Raw genomic sequence first — 18179 nt, 5'->3', positions numbered from 1 at the left:
TCAGGGGATCGCGAGATCAGCCGTCACCGGAAGGTGATCTGAGCCGAATGGCTTGCCGATGTGGATGTCGGCGAGACCGATATCCTTGGATACCGCAACGCGGTCGATCGGCGTGCCCAGCGCCGGCGGCAGCCTGGCCTCGCGGAAAAAGCGGGTCGGCGGCGGCCACGAACCCCGTTCGGTCGTCTGGAGTCCGGAAGCGGCGAAGAATTCCGCCAGCACGGGCGACCAGAATGGGGTGTTCCAGTCGCCGGCAACGATCAGGTCCGTCCCAGGCTTCTCAGCCTTAAGCCGCTTGGCGATCGCATGAAGATAGGCGTTGCGGGCAAACCAGCCTTCGTAGGTTCGCGTGGTTTGCGGATGAATGGCATAGATGACGAGCGGGCGCGTCGCGGCGGGCCGGTCGACTTCGATCCGCAGCGCCAGGGAGCCGCCCGTACGGTAGCTGGGCACCGCTGGCGGCTCGAGACCGATGAGAGTGGTCTTGATCGGATAGCGGCTTGCGACCATCACATGCGAGCGATAGCGCAGGCCCAGATCCGATACGAACGGAAGACCCGGCAGCGCAGCGAGATGCAAGGGCCACGCTCCAACGGCTTCCTGTGCGACGAGGATGTCCGGCGCGATTTCGGCCACCATAGCCTCGAAGCGCGCATAATCCCGGTTCGGCCCAAAGACATTCGCCGTGGTCAGTCGCAGATTGCCCTTTGAGACGGTAGTGGCGGCGGGCAGGCTTGTGGCGACGAGAGGATAGAGCGCTGCAACGAACACCAGGAATGCCGCGGCAAGGCGCAGCCATCCACCGCCCATGATGGCGACCAGCAGCAGCAGCAGCGCCATCCCCGCGATATGCGGGCGGAAATAGTTGGTCATGTCGAGAAGCCAGTCCGCACGGCCGAAATGGCCCGCGAGAACCAACACGGCTACCGGCACCAAGCTGGCGTCGAACAGGAAGCGGACAACCAGAAGCATGCTCTGCCGATACGGGATTGCCTTGCGTCCCGCCGGTATCGGGGGAAACCGCTCAGTTGGCACGGGAAGGGCGGCCGCTAATGCGCCGCCCCCGGTCCCGTTCGCTTCGCCTCGTCCGTTCATGCAGGTGGTCTATCGATCGGCCACCGGCTCGACGGCACCGGAAAGCCGCCGATTGAGCCCATCGAGAATGCGACGGGCAAGCCCATCATAATCGCCATCGAAATGATGGCCGCCGGTCGTCTTGATCAGCTCGACGCCGGTGCCCTCCAGCTTGGGACAGAGGCTGTCGTCCTCTTCTTCACCGTAGAAACACTGGATCAGCGATGGCTTCATCGTCTTGATATCGGGCAGCGTCTCGCCGTCGCCCGAATTGGTACCGAGGAAGGCGCCGACTGAAATGACGTAATCGACCTGGTCCGAAAGACCGAGCAGGGAGACTTCGCTCACCTGGCTCTGTTCGTCCGGCGGCAGCAACCGGTAGGCGGACGGTAGCACGTCGGCACCGAAGGAGTATCCGACCAGGACGACATGATCGATGCCCCATTTCTCGGTGTAGTAGTCGATGATGCGGGCAAGATCAGCCGAGGTCTGTTCCGGCGTTTTGCGCGACCAGAAATAGCGCAGCGAGTCGACGCCGATGGTTGGGACGCCCTGCTTCTGGAACGCATCGCCGATTGACTTGTCGAGATCGCGCCAGCCGCCATCGCCCGAATAGATGATCGCCATGGAGCCATGCTGCGCTGGCGCCGGAAGTTCGACGAGCGGCAGGTCGGCGAGCGGATTGTCGGTATCCGGCTTCGGCGCGAGCAGACGCGTCAGGCGTGACTTCAGCGCGGGAAAAGCGCCTTCCGTCACATCTTTCGCCTTGATGCCGAAACCCTGGCCTTGCAGTGCCGTGACGTGGTCGCGGCCATCCTTGGGCGCAGCGGTCGTATAAAGCACATCGACCGGATTGGTGAGGTCGCCTTCCGCCAGGCCATAGATCGAGCCATCGGCCGTCGCCTGACGCGGCGCGTCGGTGCAAAGCGGCTTCTTCAGCGGGATGGCAAGGGTCGGGTCAACAGCGACGCTATGGCCGAAGGTTGCGTCGGGCGTCTGTGCTGCAATGGCAAGCGTGAGCGCGCCAGCCGTGCCAACACCGGCGATGATCGGCGAATGATAGTTCGGCGTGCCGAGCGCGCGTTGGATCTGGTGTGACAGATCCTCGATGTCGGCGACGAGATAGATGCACTCGTCTTCCTTGTCGGCCTCAAGCCCGGCATACATCGCCGTCGTATCGACGCCAACGACGATCGCGCCGCTCTTCTGGAGATCGCTCGCGAGCGCAGTCTCGTCAGCTGTCCAGCCGTCCTTGTCGGCGAACAGGATGACCGTGCCAGTCACGGGAACCGTGGGCAAGAGGATCTGCGGCTTGCCAAGCAGACCTGCCGTGAACTCTGGCAGCGGCTTGGGCGCGTCGGCGAAGGCGGGAAACGCGAATGCAGTCGCGACGACCGCCGATGCGAGGAAACGGATCATTTGCCGACGACTCCCTTCAAACCGCCACTGATAAGGACGGTGACATCCGTCAGAACCAGCACCGGGCTTGCGCCGCCGGACACGGCGAGATAGCGCGGCTGCCATTCCGGCTGAAACTTGGCCTTGAATGCACGAAGACCATTGAAATTGTAGAAACGCTCGCCGTGCTCGAAGACGGCGCTGCCGATCCGGTGCCAGAACGGTGCAGTCGGACCTCCGGTCAGTCCCGACAGCGGCGCCATGCCGAGATCGAAGGTGCGATAGCCTTCGGCCTTCAGCGCCAGCATCAGGTTGATGAACAGGAACTCCATCGTCGAGGCTGGCGCGTCGGGGGCAAAGCGCATGAGGTCGACGGTCCCCTCCTGCTTCAGCGCGGTCGTCATCACGGTAGCGAAGGCGACGATCCGCCCTTCGCGCCGCACGACCGCCGCCGATTGTGCCGCGACATAGCCGCGGTCGAAAGCCCCGATAGAAAAGCGCTTCTCGCGCGCCTTGTGCTCGGCGAGCCAGAGATTGGAGACGGCCTGCAGGGCATCGACTTCTTCGGCAACGGCCTCGGGCGGCATCAGCTCGAAGCTGAGACCCTCGCGGATTGCGCGGTTGTTGCCGTGACGAAGGCCGGCCCGCTTTGCGCCCTTGAGATCAAAGCTCGCGAGATCGACCTGCGCCGCCTCGCCGAGCTTGAAGGCCCGTAGCCCGGCATCGGCATAGAGCGCGAGGTTCTGCGGCTGGACCTGATAGAAGACGGCCCGCCCGCCGGCAGCCTGCGCCATCTCGACGAACTGCCAGACAAGGCCCGGCCAGGCATCGCGCGGCCCGATCGGATCGAACAGCGCCACCCAGGAATGAGACTGACGGCCGAACATGATGAAGGCGCGGCGATCTTCCGAGAACAGCAGCGTCTTGTCGCGCATGCGAACGAGGTTCGCATCCGGATAAGGCTGGTCGGCAAGGATATGGACGGCGTCGGCAATCTCCTCGTCGGTCGGCGTCCCGGTCTTGCCCTTTGAAGGCCGCAGCAGCGACCAGGCGGCGAGCGAGCCGGCGGCGATGACGACGCCAAGCAGGGCGCGGAGGCTGCGCGGGGCTTCTTCCGAAAACTCGAACTGCCACCAGAGCTGGCGCGAATAATCGACATCGCTATAGACGAACAGCAGCACAACGACCGCGCTGACGATGACCGTGGCGATGGCGAAGAACCAGCCCGGCGTCAGCCGCTGATGAAACAGCGAGGCGGGGCGGCTGAACTCGCGCCGTGTCGCCAGCAGGGCGAGGAACAGCAGCGCCAGCGCGATCGACTCCGTGATGGCGATCGCCTTCAGCAGCGACAACACCACCGCGACCCCGACCGAGACGATGGCGGCCCACCAGGCACCGTCCAGCCGGTGCGCAAGGCCGCGCGAGATCGCGATCAGCCCGAGGCCCAGCACGCTTTCGATGAAGTGCGCCCCCTCGAGGATCGGCAGCGGCAGGATGTTGGAGAGCATGTCGAGCCGCTCATCAGCGGCCGGCGTCACGCCCGAGAAGATCAGAGCGGCACCCATCGCCAGTGTCAGCGCCGACAGAACGCGCGGTGAAAGATGCGCGCCCGCCTTCAGCACCCGCGAGGCCTGAGTGCCGGCCGCGACGCGGCGCAGTTCCAGCGATGTGACGAGGCCCGAGGCGGCAATGAGCGGCACGCCGTAATAGATGATGCGATAGAGGAACAGCGCCGACAGCACCTGATCGACAGGCGCCGTGCGACCGATGACGGCGACGATCACCGCCTCGAATACGCCAAGGCCGGCCGGCACATGGCTGGCGACGCCGAGGCCGATGGCGACCGCATAAATTGCGATGAAGGCGGGAAAACCGACATCGGTCTGCGGCAGCAGAACCCACAGCACGGCTGCGGACGTCACGACGTCGATCAGCGTTCCGCCGAACTGCATCAGCATGATGCGGGGCGTCGGCAGCGCGAATGAAATGCCGCGCCAGCCGATCCGCCCGGAACCGAATGTCGACCAGGCGAGCAGCGCCGCAAGGCCGGTCAGGATCGCAGCGCCGATCACTGTCAGGACCGCGGGCGGCAGCCCGACCGGCGCCGCCACATCAGCCGGGTCGAAGACGAGTCCGAGCGCGGTGACACCGGCCAGTCCGAGCCCGAAGGCAACCGTGATGAAGGCGACGATGCGCGCGACGTCGGCCGGCTCGAAGCCGAGGCGGCCATAGAAGCGGAAGCGGATCGCGCCACCGGTGAGCGGGCCGAAGCCGGCCGTATTGCCCACGGCATAGGCGCAGAACGAGGTCAGCGCCACCATCGGGTAGGAGACCCGCCGGCCGAGATGCTGGAGTGCCGACCAGTCATAGATGCTGAGCGACAGGAACGAGAGCGCGGTGAAGCCGAGCGCCGCCGCGATAGCCGTGATCGGCGTCGCGTGCAGCGCATCGATCACGTCATCATAGTCGACTTCGCCGATCAGGTGATTGATCGCGAGCCAGACGAGGACGAGGACGACCAGCCCCGCGACCGCGCCGATGGCGGGTTTCCAGGCGGACAGAAAGCCAAGAATCCGGTCGAGCGGACGCGGGCGTGGCGAAACTTCGCCGGCACCGGAAGCGGTTTCACCGGCAGCAGCCGGCTGGGCGACCGCAAGGTCCCCTTCTGAACGGCGTGACGCCATTGCAGCCTGTGACATGTTACCCCTGCGGGGCCTCGCTATACGGTCGATCGATGTCAACCAGGCGACGCGCCCTTCCCAGATATTGCGTTGCCCCTGTGATGAGGCCGCAAATCTGGCCGGATTGAGGCCGGCAGAGGCGTGGCGGCACGAGGCCGCGGGTATGGCCGGCGGTTTCCGTCGGCCTCACATAAAAGTGCGCGCTGCGCGATTGGTCTGGCGGATCAGACCCACTCGCCCTTGCGCATGATCGGCTCGGAGGCGCCCGAAGCGGAGAGGCCGTCGATGTCGACCTCGCCCGAGCCGATCATCCAGTCGATATGGATCAGGCTGCGGTTGGCGCCCTTTTCGGCCAGTTCCTCGGCCGTCATCGTGTCTCCGCCTCGGATGCACTTGGCATAGGCTTGGCCGAGCGCGATATGGCAGGCCGCGTTTTCGTCATAGAGCGTGTTGAAGAACAGCAGACCGCTTGCCGAGATCGGCGAGGAATGCGGTACGAGAGCCACCTCGCCGAGACGGGCCGCGCCTTCGTCCGTCTCCAGCACCTGCCGCAGCACGTTCTCGCCCGACTTCGCCTTGGCCTCGACGATGCGGCCTTCCTCGAAGCGCACCTGGATCTCATCGATCAGGGTGCCCTGATAGGAAAGCGGCTTGGTGCTCGAAACGGTCCCCGAGACGCGATCCTTGTGCGGTGTCGTGAACACCTCTTCGGAGGGGATGTTCGGGTTGCAGATGACGCCGTTCTTGGCGGTCGAGGCGCCGCCTTCCCATTCATGGTCGTCGGCGAGGCCCACGGTGAGGTCGGTGCCGGGGCCGGTGAAGTGCAGCGCGTGATAGCGCTTGTCGTTCAAGAGCTTGGTGCGCGCGTGCAGCGCCTTGTTGTGCTCCTGCCAGGCGACGACAGGGTCGACGCGGTCGACGCGCGAGGCGGCGAAGATCGCTTCCCAGAGCTTGGCGACCGCCACCGTCTCTGGCTCGTCTGGGAACACGGCCTTCGCCCAGGAAGGCGAAGCATAGGAAACGATGGTCCAGTTGATGTCGAAGCCGGCGATCAGTTCCAGCGCCGGCTGATAGGCGCGCGAGCGGGCACGGTTGGCCCGCGCGACCTTGTCGGGATCTTGCGCGGAGAGCAGCGACGGGTTCTCGCCGGCAATCGCGAGCCGTGCCGCGCCGCCTTTGAACGCCGAAGCCATGCCCTCATAGAGCCAGGCCGAGGCGACGTCGAAGCTGCCATCCGCGGCGAAGCGGAAGCGCATCAGCGTCGAGTCCTCGTCGGTGAACAGCGTCGTCACTAGCGAGGCACCTGCCTTGTAGGCGTGCTCCGTGATGCGGCGAGCGAGCGGCAGCGCGTCGATCGGCGCCGTCATGACCAGCTCCTGCCCCGGCTGCAAACCGAGCCCGACGCGCACGGCGACCTCGCCGAGGCGGTCGAGCTTCACATCATGGGTGAGGAAGGGATCGCGATTGATGGCGTTCATGAAAGGCTCCTTGGATCGCGGCGACGGACACTGCAGGGATCAGCCCCGGTGTCGCGCCTAGCGGTGGCGGGTTCTTGGCCGCGAGATATTGCCTGCGCGCGGCCGGCGTCAAGTGCGCGGCGCCGCGGCGCTTTCACGGTGGCGATGGCGGCTGACCACGGCGCCAGCATCGCGCGGCAGGCCGAGGCTGTCATAGAGCCCAATCAATCCGAGCGCGCCGATGATCAGGAATGCGTAGCGGAAATCGACGAGACCGAGCGTCTCGGTGCCAGGCGTGGCGACGCTGTCCGCGAAGCGGAGCGCCACGGCGCCGACCGCGATGCCGAGACCGAAAGTGATCTGCTGGATGAGGCTGAACAGCATGTTGGCGCCCGCCATCTTCGGCTGCGGCACATCGACGAAAGCGAGCGTGTTGATCGCCGTGAACTGCATCGACCGGGCAGCGCCGCTCACGACGAACAGCGCCGCGATGATCCAGCCGGGGGTCGCCGGCGTCAGGAAGGCACAAGCCACCATCGTCGCGACGAACAGAAGGCCGTTGCCGATCAGCGTCGTGCGGAAGCCAAAACTCCGCAGCACCAGGCTGGTCAGCGGTTTCATGCCGAGATTGCCGGCGAAGAGTGCCAGCACATAGAGGCCCGCCTGGAATGGATCGAGCCCGAAGCCGAGCTGCAGCAGGAGCGGCAGCAGAAACGGCACGGCACTCACTGCAGTGCGGAACAGCGAACCGCCCTTCATCGTGACCGCGAAAGTCTGGATCGACACGGCGGAAAGGTCTGGCACGGGATGAGGATGACGCCCGGCATGACGCCAGGCGGCCGCGCCGAAGACGAGGCTGGCGACCAGGATCGCGGCGCCGACGATCCCCTGCTGGGCCGACTGGCCGATGAGTTCCAGCCCATACATCAAGCCGGCGCAGGCGAGGCTCGTAAAGAGAAAGCCGATCCAGTCGAAACTCGGCCGATCGCCGGTCCGATCGTTCGGGATCAACCAGAATGACAGCGCCAGCGCGACGATGCCAATCGGCACGTTGAGAATGAAGATCCAGTGCCACGAGGCATAGGTGGTGATGAAGCCGCCGAGCGGGGGGCCGAGGATCGGCGCCGAGAGCGCCGGCCATGTCAGCGTGGCGATGGCACGCATCAACTCGGTCTTCGACGTGTTGCGCAGAACCACAAGGCGGCCGACCGGCACCATCATGGCCCCACCCATGCCCTGCAGCACACGGGCCAAAGTGAAGGAAAGAACGCCCTCGCTGATCGCGCAGAAGACCGAGGCGAGCGTGAAGACCGCCACGGCGGACGCAAAGATCGTGCGTGCGCCGAAACGATCCGCCATCCAGCCGCTAGCTGGGATGAAGATTGCGAGCGTCAGCATATAGGCGGACATGCCGATATTGAGATCGACCGGCTGCACGCCGAACGACCGCGCCATCGCGGGCAGCGAGGTGGCGATCACAGTGCCGTCGAGGTTCTCCATGAAGAACGCACCGGCAACGAGAAACGCGATCAGGGACGATTTGGGGACGGTCGATGGCATTGGCGGGCGCGGAGAGGAGACCTCCCCTCATCGCGCGTTCGTCGGCCGGGCACAAGCAGGAATACGCGTCCGCGGCTTATCGCGCGCGGGCAGATGCCACAGCCTTCGGCGCAAAAGTGAAATCGCCATCGAACGGAAACATTGGCCGCTGGCGACGAATGTTCCCGATGCGTGGGATATCCTGGTCGACGACGCCCTCCGAGAGCGCCATCAGGTTCGGATTGGCGATCGGCGCGAGATCAGGCGAGAGATAGCCCGATTTGACGACCACGAGATCGAAATCGCTGGGGTGAAAGCCGAACCGCGTGAAATCCTCGATGTCATGGAAGGGCCGCCGCCGCGCGGTGAGGATGATCGTCGCCGTTCCCCTTCGGACAACCGCCTCGCGCATGACGCCGTCCGCTTCGAGCAGCGCGACGACCTCGGCCTCGATTTCGGCCGGCCTGCTCGACGGATCGAGCGTGCCGCCAACCTGCAGCCATAGCCGCGCGCCGATGCCGGCCCGATAGGCCGCCTCGGTCGCTGGTCGATCGGCAATGCCGGCAAAAAGCGCGCTGCCCCTGCCTTTGGCGAGAAAGGCCGCAAGCACATCCGCCCGGTCTCCGACGCCGCCGCCTGTCGGATTGTCGCCGGAATCGGCGAGGATCACCGGGCGCGTCGCCGATGCATTGGCCAGCGCGAGGCATTCGTCGATCGACGTCGTAACAGGCCCGAAGGCGAACGCCTCCCGCGCCTCAAAATAGGCTGCGGCAAGCTTCTCGGCCTCTGTCGCCATCGCGATGCGATCGTCGCCGGTCAGGATGATCGAGGCGGTGGCACGCGGCTCGTCGGCCCAGACATAGCCGACCATGATCGACGCATCGAAAATGCCGGGTACGGCATCGATGGCTGGCAACCGGGCATAGAGCGACCGAGCCGGCTCGTCGACCGTGCTGGTCCGTTCGCCCGGCAGCAGCACCGGGACCTGCGCCCAGACGACGAAGGGATCGATTTCGCCATTGAGCCGGCTATAGAGCATCGCCAGAGAACGCCGCTTGGTCTCCTCGACATCGATATGCGGCGCCGTGCGATAGGCAGAGAACATGTCGATCGCGTCGATGACGCGCTGGCTAACATTGCCGTGCAGATCGTAGCTGACGGAGATCGGACAATCGGGACCGACGACATCGCGCGCCGCCGCGATCCAGTCGCCCTCGCAATCGTCCATGCCGTCGACGTTCATCGCGCCATGCATGGCGAGATAGAGCCCGTCGATCGGCAGGGCGGCTGCGAGCCGATCGAGAAATTCGGCACGGAAAGCCTCATAGGTGCCGCGCTCGACAGGGCCGCCCGGAATCGTGCGGGCATGCAGCGTCGGCGCCACCTCCCAGTCCCAGTCGGCGAGGCAGGCGAAATCGGCGGCCGCCGTCAGTTCGGCGCCTCTGAGGACCGTGAAGTCGGCGGTGGTGGCGAGGAGCGGATTATAGGTCGAGCATTCGGTGTGAATGCCGCCGACGGCGATTTTCATGCGCCTTCTCCCGATGCGTCCTGCCAGCCATAGAGGATCGGCATCAGCCCTGCGATGGATCGGAAGCGCTCCCAGGATTTGTCGCACGCGCGCGTCCAGCCGCTCTCGGCGATCGCGGAGAGGCGTGGGAAGACGAGGCGGTCGAAGATGGCGCGATCGGCCATCGGCTCCGACCAGATGCAAGCCTGGATGCCAAGGAAATGCGCGCGCTGCGCCTCGCTCCAGCCGGCCGTCGGATCGAAGCGATAGGTCTTCTCCGGGCTCGAATACCCGGCCCAGCCGGCGCCGGGCTCGGACCAGTCGGTCGCCTGGGACATGTCGAGATAGTACGCTTGGCCCGGCGAGACGACGATGTCATAGCCCTCGCCGGCGAGCGCGGCTGAGATCTCGTGGTTGCGCCAGCCGACCAGATAGACCTTGGCCTTGTCGATGACATGGCCATGCGCCGCCTCTTCCCAGCCGCCGGTGATGCAGCCGCGCGAGGCGAGGAACTTCTGGATTCGGGCCAGGAATTCCGCCTGCAGCACGGCCGCGCCCGAGCCTTCGATCTCATCGGCGCCGTGATGATTGGTGACGACATTGTTCCGCCGCGCATGAGCCTCGGCCGCCGGCTTACCAGCGACGCTTTCCAGCCGCGCCAGCGCGATCGGAGAACCGGACCAGGCGCCGATTGGCACTTCATCGGCGCCGATATGGATGATCCGATCCGGAAAGAGCGCGATGATTTCGTTGAAGATCGTTTCAAGGACGGAATAGGTCTCTTCGCGCGCCGGATTGAGGCAATTGTTCGGGAAGCCCTGCACCGAGAAATATTCGCCGCTCTCGCCGGGGTCGCGCAGCTCGGGAATGGCCTTCAGCATCGCATAGCAGTGACCCGGAATATCGATCTCCGGCACCACGGTGACGCCGAGCGACTTGGCATAGGCGACGATCTCGCGGATCGCGGCCTTGGTGTAGTAGCCGCCGGTCTTCTGCGGACCCGTGCCGAGCAGCGGTGGCAGAGCGAAACCATGGCCGCGCCAGGCGGCGACCTCCGTCAGCGCCGGATAGGCGTCGATCTCGATCCGCCACGCCTCGTCATCGGACAGATGCCAGTGGAACCGGTTCATCTTGTTCCAGGCGAGGATGCGGATCAGCGCCTTGATCTCGCCGGTCGAATAGAACTGCCTTGAGACATCGAGATGGGTGCCGCGCCAGCCGAGCGCCGGCGCATCGGCGATCCTGCCCGAAGCCGGGAACAGGAAGGTTGCCGGGTGCCGCAGGGCGCCGCGGAGAATCTGGCCGAGCGTAATGAGGCCGTAGAGATAGCCAGCCTCCGAATGGGCAGTGACGACCACGCCGTTCGGCGCGAAATCAAGGCGATAGGCTTCGCCGGGGAGCGCTTCGTCGGGCTCGAAAGCGACCGGAAGGCCGCCCTCGGTAACCGGACGCACCAGCGCATCACCCGGGAACAGCGCCTCGGCAAGCGCCGCGAAGCTGGCGGTGGCCGCGGACGCCGGGCCTTCCTGCGATTCGAGGGCGAGACCGGGCGGGGTCGGCGCGCGGCCGGCGATCTTTACCTCGGCCGGCCACGGAATCACGGACACTGAGACCGGGGCGCTCGCCGGAACCGGATAGACAACGGAGCCGCGCTTCAGCGGCGCGTTGTCGCCGCGCGCTAGCGTCGCCGCGACGCCGACTTGCGCCGTGCTGCCATCAGCAAAAGCGAGATAGGCGGACGCCGCCCCGTCGCTCCAATGGCGCAGCGGATAGGACAGTCCGTGTACCGTGACGGTCCAGGTGGCGCCGGGCTCCAGCACAAATCCCGATGGCGGCGCGAATTCGGAATGGTTGGAGAGCCGCTCGACCAGCGAGCCGCCCTCGATCTTCGCCGCCGGATCAATCCGCGCCGGCCCGCTGACGCAGAGACGGAACCCGCTGACCGGTTCGCTCGACCGATTGCTGAGCTTCAGCGCGTAGGCGAGCGGCACCCCTTCGGCGGGCGGCGTCCATTCGGTTTCGAGACGGAAGGCGCGCGAGGAAACGGTCATGCTGATCTGCCTGTCGTGAATGTCTGCAAAGGGAGCTTCAATCGCCGAGCGGCTGCGTATCGTCGCCGTCGCGATTGATCATGAGCTGGTGCTTGATGCGTCGCATGCTCTCGACGGCGCGGCCCTGCATGCGGGTCGCGACGGTCTGTGCAACGGCGTCGATCATCGCGAGAAAGGCATAGCGTGCCGACGACGGCCGGAGGATGTCATCCTGTTCGGGAACGTCGATGGCAAGCAGCACGTCGGCATGCTCAGCGACAGGCGAGCCCGGCCGCGTCAGGACGATGCGATCGAGATGATATTCGCCGGCGATCGCCAGCGTGTTGGCGAGCGGAAGATTCCGGCCGCTCGTCGAGGAGGCGATGATCACCGTCCCCTTCGGCGCGCCGGCCGTGCGCATCATCTGCGCCTGATGGTCGATCGAGGCTGTTACGCGCAGGCCAAGCCGGAACAGCCGCGTCTCCAACTCGTTCGCGATCATCGACGAGGCTCCGCCGGACCCGAATGAAAGGATGTAGCTGGAGCCGACGATCTTGTCGGCCGCCGCTTCGATCGCCAGAGGGTCGATCTGCTCGAAGAACGAATAGAGCGTCGTCTGGGCGCAGTTGACGATGTGGCGGGTGATCTCCGTCGCGGTTTCCGGCCCGCTCGGCGGCACCAGATAGCGCCGCGCGATGAAGCGACTCTGCGCAAGGCGCACCTTGAAGTCTGCGAAGCTCTGGCAGCCCAGCCGCCGGCAGAAGCGCGTCACCGTCGGCGGCGAGGTATCGGCGCGCGCGGCAAGCTCCACGATCGAGGCGTTGACCGCCGACTGGACGTCGGACAGGACAAGATCCGCCAGCCGCCGCTCAGAGCGGCTGAAGCTCTCCATGTCCGCCTGCAAGAGCCCGACAAGATCGAGCATGATGTCCGAAACGCCTCCCAAGGTGCCGGCTCTAGAAGCTTCCGCGCGGTCGAGACCGAAAGCAGCACCCCGCCATTAATGCGTAGCAAGGCCAACCGCGAGGCCCGCCTCGTCGAACAGATGGCACAGGGCGGGATCGACACTGACCACGATGTCGGTTTCGTCGGCGACCGGCGGATCGCCTTCGAACAGCGCGACGAAGGTGTCGCCGTTCGGCAGCGGTGCATAGGCGACGGTGTGAATGCCGAGCCGCTCGATGATGCCCGGCCGGATCGTCAGGCTGAAGCCGCCTTCGTCATCGAGGCTGAGGTGCTCAGGACGTATGCCGATCTCCAGCGTCTGGCCGACCAGCGCGGCGCTGCCCGGACGCGGCAGCGTAATCGAACCCAGCGGGCCGAGATCAACCGTGATGCCCTCCCCGCTCGCTGCCGTGCAGGTTCCTGCGAGAAAATTCATCTTGGGATTGCCGATGAAGCCGGCCACGAAGCGGTTGGCAGGCCGGTGATAGAGATCGAGCGGCGACCCGACTTGTTCGATGCGACCGGCATTCAGCACGACGATCTTGTCGGCCATGGTGAGCGCCTCGACTTGGTCGTGCGTCACATAGATCATGGTCGCGCCGAGCTTCTTGTGCAGGCGTGTCAGCTCGATGCGCATATCGGCGCGCAGCGCCGCATCGAGATTTGAGAGCGGCTCGTCGAACAGGAAGATCCTCGGCTCCCGCACGATGGCCCGGCCGATCGCGACACGCTGGCGCTGGCCGCCGGACAAGGTGCCCGGCCGCTGCTGCAGCCGGCTTTCGAGCTGCAGCACGCGGGCTGCCTCGGAAACGCGGGTGCGGACCTGATCTTCGGGCAGCTTCTCGACGCGAAGCGGGAAGGCGATGTTCTCGTAGACGCTCATATGCGGATAGAGCGCATAGGACTGGAACACCATGGCGATGCCGCGCTTGACCGGCGGCAGATCGTTGACGGTCTTGCCGGCGATGACGATTTCGCCCGACGTGACCTCCTCCAGCCCGGCGATCATGCGAAGCAGCGTGGACTTGCCGCAACCCGACGGTCCGACGAAGACCACGAATTCGCCCTGCGTGACGTCGAGATCGACGCCCTTGATGACGTCTGTGCCCGCGAAGGACTTCTTCAGGCTGGACAGCGTGAGTTCGCTCAAGGCTTCGGTCTCCGCTCGTGGAGGCGAGAATGAAGAGCTTCCATCCGCCTCGCCCTGGAGAGGGCAAGGAGACGAAAGCCATGCACTTCAGACCCTCCCCCACCGCGCGAACGCGATGGGGGAGAGTCGAGGCTCAGGTGCTTACTTGTACTGGTCGATCGACCCGGCCGCCTTGGTCAGGGCTGCGGCGGGTTCGGCATTGCCGGTCACGACCGACTGGACCATGTCGATCAGGGCATTCTGGAAGCCCTTGTAGTCAAGGAACAGCGGCTCCGGACCACCGAAGGCGATGCCATCGAGGAACGGCTTCCAGCTCGGATCTTCCGAGACCAGCGTCTCGACGCCGGCGACGGGACGCAGCGGGGTCAGGCCATGCGTCTTTTCATAGACGAACTGGTTCTCGGGGTTGGTGAGGAGCTTGGCGAGGTCGACCGCCTGATCCTCGACGCCCGTGCCCTTGAAGACAGCCATGCTGTCGGTGATGAGCAGCGTGCCGGCGCCTTTGGCCTGCGGGCCGACCGGCAGCGGCGCGACTCCCCACTGGATGTCCTTCGAGACCTGGTTGCGGACCCAAGGGCCGCCTTCGATCATCGCGACCTTGCCGTCCGAGAACAGCTTGATCATGTCGTCCTGGTCATAGGCCGAAGGACCATCTTCGGACACGGGGACGAGCTTCTTGATGAATTCGAGTGCCTGCAGGTTCTGCGGGCTGTCGAGCGTGATCTTGCCATCGGCGTCGATGACCGTGCCGTCATTGGTGTACACGAAATGCAGGAACTGGTGCATCGTGTTGTCCATCGTCTTGGCCGGCAGGCCATAGCCGGCGATGCCGGTCTTGTCCTTGACGGTCTTCGCGTCGTTATAGAGCTCGTCCCAGGTGGTCGGCGGCTTGGCCGGATCGAGGCCGGCCTTCTCGAACAGCGCCTTGTTCCAGAACAGCGCCTTCGTGGAGAAGGCGACCGGGATGCCCCAGGCCTCGCCCTTGAAGGTGACCGTATCGACGATGTGCGGGTAGTAGGCGGCCTTCTCGGCATCCGTCATGGGGATCGGCACGATAAGGTCACTGTCGGCGAACTGCTTCAGCGTGCGCGAGCCGACATAGGCGAGCGCCACCGGCGTGCCCGCGGCGGCGAGCGTCGTGATCTTGTCCTGGCACTGCGCCCAGCCGACGATCTCGACATTGACCTTGAAGCCCGGATTCTTGGCCTCCCAGGCCTTGATCAGGTCAGGATAGGTCTCGGCGATCGCGTCGCCGCACTGGATCATGCTGACCGCCTTGTCCTCAGCGAAGGCAGAACCCGCCATCGTCGAGAGGACGACGGCGGCGCCCGCCAGAAGTGTCCCGTAATATCTCATGCGATTTCCCTCACTTGTTGTTGCCGTCCCTTCCCTCGGGACGGTTCGGAAGCCTGAACGCTACTGCTTGACCGCGCCGGCGGTGAGCCCGGCGACGAGGTAACGCTGCAGGAAGATGAAGCCGATCATCACCGGAGCGATGCCGACGAAGCTCGCTGCCATCAATTCGTTCCAGACCACGCGCTCCTTGCCGAAAAACGCGAAAAGCCCAACGGCGAGCGGCATCAGCTCGGATTTCGAATTGAAGGTCAGCGCGAAGATGAACTGCTGTGCATAGGCACCGATGAAGGTGGCCAGCGCGACCACAAGAATGCCCGGCGCGGCGATCGGCAGCACGATCCGGCGCAGGATATAGAGCCGGCCGGCGCCATCGACCCAGGCAGCCTCCTCCAGTTCGCGCGGAATCCGCAGGAGATAGGTCCTGAGCAGCCAGATCGCGGTCGGGATCAGGAACGCGACGCCCGGTACGATCATGGCGAAATAGGTGTTGAGCAACCCCATCGAACGCATCAGCCGATAGAGCGGGATGAGGAGCACCGCGCCCGCAAACATGTTGACGCCAAGAAAGGCGCCGAGCAGCGGACCGCGGCCGGGAAACTCGAACCGCGCGAAGGCATATGCCGCAGGAACCACGAGAATCAGCACGACAACTGTCGCCACAGTCGAGATCAGTAGCGAATTGAAGATATAGCGCCCGAGCAGCGGCACATGTTCCCAGATGGTGAAATACGCATCGAACGATCCGTCATCCGGCCAAAAGCGGTAGGGCGAGGAAAAGAGATGCGTCAGCGGCTTCAGCGAGACGAGGAATCCTTCGACAAAGGGCGACAGGACGAAGGCCAGGAACAGGAACATGCCGGCATAGATCACCGCATATTCATACCAGCGATACCGATCGATCATCGGGCGGCCGCTGCTCATTTTGCCTCTCCTGCCGAGAGCTTGTTGACGACACGGAAATAGAAGAAGCAGAAAATGGAGACGAAGATGCAGATCATCACGGCCCGTGCAGCGCCTTCGCCATATTTGTACGAGCCGATCGCCGTCCTGTAGGTGTCGATGATCATCGTCGTCGTCTGGCCGTTCGGACCGCCCTGTGTCAGGATCCAGATGATGTCGAAGGAATTGAACGTCGAGATCAGCGAAATCATCGACATCGTCAGCAGCGCCGGCACGATCAGCGGAAGCGTGATACGGCGAAAGCGATAGAAGCGCTCCGCCCCGTCGGTCCACGCCGCCTCATAGAGATCCTTCGGGATCGACTGGATCGCGGCCAGCAGATAGAGCGTCACCAGCGGCACGCCGATCCATACATCTGTCAGAACAGTTGCTGCGAACGCGGTATTGCCATACGCGAGCCAGGCAAGCGGCCGGTCGAGCACGCCGATATTCTGCAGAACGCCGGAAATCATGCCGAACTGGCCATTATACATCCAGCCCCACATGAAGATGCCGATGGCCATCGGGATGATCCAGGGCGGGAGCGTCAGCATTCGGAACAGCGCGCGGCCCGGGACCAGCGCGTTGAGCAAGACAGCGCCGCACGTGCCGATGATCATCTTGATGCTGACGGAAAAGAACGTCCACACGAAGGTTCGGACAATGATCGTCCCGAAATCGCCGCCGAAGATCTTCTGGTAGTTGGCCCAGCCAACCCAGTTCACCGTCTTGCGCAGCGAGGCGTCGGTGAAGGAGAGCGAGAAGGTGTCGACCAGAGGATACGCGACGATGACGAGAATGTAGATCGTGGCCGGAAGCAGGAGAGCGAGGGCGAAAAGCGTGGCACTTCTGGACCGCGTCATCCGCCCACTCCTCTCAGCTGCCGTGGCCGGAAAGCGCCGCATCGAAGCGCTTCCAGGTCTCGCTCATGTCGACGACGGTCTTGGTGCGGCGGGCCTCGTCCATGGCAAGCGCCAGAAGGCCGGCTTCAAGCGCATTGATGACCGAAACGGGGAGCGGCGCGCCGTCCAGCATATGGGCGCCGATATCGCGGGCCATCTGCTCGTCGGCGCCATAGTGGACCGAAAGCTCGGACCCGGAATAGGCCGTGTCGATCAGCTTCGCCGACGTGCGCGCGTCGTGGACCTTGAAGAAATTGCGGACGAAATCACCCTCGGCCATGCCCTTGGCACCGATCACGCAAAAGCGGCGGTATTCGTCGGGCACGTTCAAGTTGGTGTGGAAGGTCATCGAGGCGCCATTCGCATATTCCACGATGGCCGTCTGGAAATCGATGATGTCCGCATCGCTGTCGAACACCTTTTCGGTTCCCATCCAGCCGCTTGGCTTGCGATGATAGACCTCGGTATCGTTGATGCCGAGTCCTTCCGGCGCATTCTTCGGCACGAAGCTGCGCTTGCCGCCGAAGCTGGCGACCCGCGCCGGACGAGCGCCCACGACGCCATTGTAGAGATCGAGATCGTGGCAGCACTTCTCGAGCATGAACGAGCCCGAATACTTCTCGTAGCGCCGCCAATCACGCATGAAGAACGCGCCATGATACGGCGCGATATGCTCCGAGGCTTCGATCGACACGATGTCGCCGAGCAAACCGTCCTTCTGCGCCTTGCGGAGGTCGACATAGAGCGGCGCATAGCGCAGCACGAGCCCGACCATCACATTGTCGGAGCCAAATTCGGCGATGAGGCGCGCCAGCTCCATCGTCTCCTCGACCGTCGTCACGACGGGCTTTTCCGAGAAGACCTTTACGCCGCTGTCGAGGCCGGTGCGGATATGGCCGAGATGGAGGTGGTTGGGCGAGCCGACCATCAAAAGGTCGAGCGTCTCGCCAGCAAGCAGTTCCTCGAGCGAGCCATACGCCTTGCCGACCGGAACATCGAACTGCTTCGTATAGGACAGCCCGGCCGGCTCGGGGTCGACATAGCCGACCACATCGAAATCCGGGAGCGAGGCGGAAAAAATGCGCGCCAGATAGCCCAGCCGATAGCCGAGCCCGACAATGCCGACCTTCATAGAATCCCCTGCTTCGTCAAGACAGCGGCTTGATCGGGCTTCAGCGCCGACCAGCAGCTTTGTAAATTC

General features: G+C 64.5%; 13 protein-coding genes. All 13 read right to left on the bottom strand.

Annotated features, from left to right (window positions below; translation table 11 throughout):
• Nucleotides 1-972, bottom strand: coding sequence for an endonuclease/exonuclease/phosphatase family protein (locus BUB39_RS06920; protein ID WP_073052205.1), 972 nt, complete (start codon nucleotides 970-972; stop codon nucleotides 1-3).
• A gap of 132 nt (nucleotides 973-1104) precedes the next feature.
• Nucleotides 1105-2493, bottom strand: a complete 1389-nt coding sequence (locus BUB39_RS06915) for a virulence factor family protein (RefSeq protein ID WP_073052204.1) — start codon at nucleotides 2491-2493, stop codon at nucleotides 1105-1107.
• Nucleotides 2490-5171, bottom strand: coding sequence for a bifunctional lysylphosphatidylglycerol flippase/synthetase MprF (gene mprF, locus BUB39_RS06910; RefSeq protein WP_244540168.1), 2682 nt, complete (start codon nucleotides 5169-5171; stop codon nucleotides 2490-2492). The genes BUB39_RS06915 and mprF overlap by 4 nt, the downstream gene beginning before the upstream one ends.
• Nucleotides 5172-5377: 206 nt before the next feature.
• On the bottom strand, nucleotides 5378-6631 hold the full coding sequence (locus tag BUB39_RS06905) for an aminopeptidase (protein ID WP_073052203.1): 1254 nt from the start codon (nucleotides 6629-6631) through the stop codon (nucleotides 5378-5380).
• Nucleotides 6632-6739: 108 nt separating this feature from the next.
• Complete coding sequence (locus tag BUB39_RS06900) at nucleotides 6740-8170, bottom strand: MFS transporter (RefSeq protein WP_073052202.1); 1431 nt, start codon at nucleotides 8168-8170, stop codon at nucleotides 6740-6742.
• A 76-nt stretch (nucleotides 8171-8246) separates the two neighbouring features.
• The gene (locus BUB39_RS06895) at nucleotides 8247-9677 is read right to left on the bottom strand and encodes a M81 family metallopeptidase (protein ID WP_073052201.1); all 1431 of its coding nucleotides are present in this window, start codon (nucleotides 9675-9677) and stop codon (nucleotides 8247-8249) included.
• On the bottom strand, nucleotides 9674-11707 hold the full coding sequence (locus BUB39_RS06890) for a beta-N-acetylhexosaminidase (protein WP_073052200.1): 2034 nt from the start codon (nucleotides 11705-11707) through the stop codon (nucleotides 9674-9676). Before BUB39_RS06890 ends, BUB39_RS06895 begins: the two co-directional genes overlap by 4 nt.
• Nucleotides 11708-11744: 37 nt before the next feature.
• Entirely contained in the window at nucleotides 11745-12611 is an 867-nt protein-coding gene (locus tag BUB39_RS06885) for a MurR/RpiR family transcriptional regulator (RefSeq protein WP_073052840.1), read from the bottom strand.
• A gap of 75 nt (nucleotides 12612-12686) precedes the next feature.
• Nucleotides 12687-13781 carry an ABC transporter ATP-binding protein gene (locus BUB39_RS06880; RefSeq protein WP_073052199.1) on the bottom strand — a complete coding sequence of 365 codons (1095 nt, stop codon included), beginning with the start codon at nucleotides 13779-13781 and terminating at the stop codon, nucleotides 12687-12689.
• Between the two features lie 141 nt (nucleotides 13782-13922).
• Complete coding sequence (locus tag BUB39_RS06875) at nucleotides 13923-15137, bottom strand: ABC transporter substrate-binding protein (RefSeq protein ID WP_073052198.1); 1215 nt, start codon at nucleotides 15135-15137, stop codon at nucleotides 13923-13925.
• A gap of 60 nt (nucleotides 15138-15197) precedes the next feature.
• On the bottom strand, nucleotides 15198-16058 hold the full coding sequence (locus tag BUB39_RS06870) for a carbohydrate ABC transporter permease (protein ID WP_073052197.1): 861 nt from the start codon (nucleotides 16056-16058) through the stop codon (nucleotides 15198-15200).
• Entirely contained in the window at nucleotides 16055-16939 is an 885-nt protein-coding gene (locus tag BUB39_RS06865) for a carbohydrate ABC transporter permease (protein ID WP_073052196.1), read from the bottom strand. Before BUB39_RS06865 ends, BUB39_RS06870 begins: the two co-directional genes overlap by 4 nt.
• A gap of 13 nt (nucleotides 16940-16952) precedes the next feature.
• The gene (locus BUB39_RS06860) at nucleotides 16953-18110 is read right to left on the bottom strand and encodes a Gfo/Idh/MocA family protein (RefSeq protein WP_073052195.1); all 1158 of its coding nucleotides are present in this window, start codon (nucleotides 18108-18110) and stop codon (nucleotides 16953-16955) included.
• Nucleotides 18111-18179: the final 69 nt, after the last annotated feature.

This window comes from Kaistia soli DSM 19436, assembly GCF_900129325.1.
GTDB lineage: Bacteria > Pseudomonadota > Alphaproteobacteria > Rhizobiales > Kaistiaceae > Kaistia > Kaistia soli.
The sequence above is the reverse complement of the archived record's forward strand: the minus strand, read 5'-3'. Positions and strand labels throughout refer to the sequence as shown.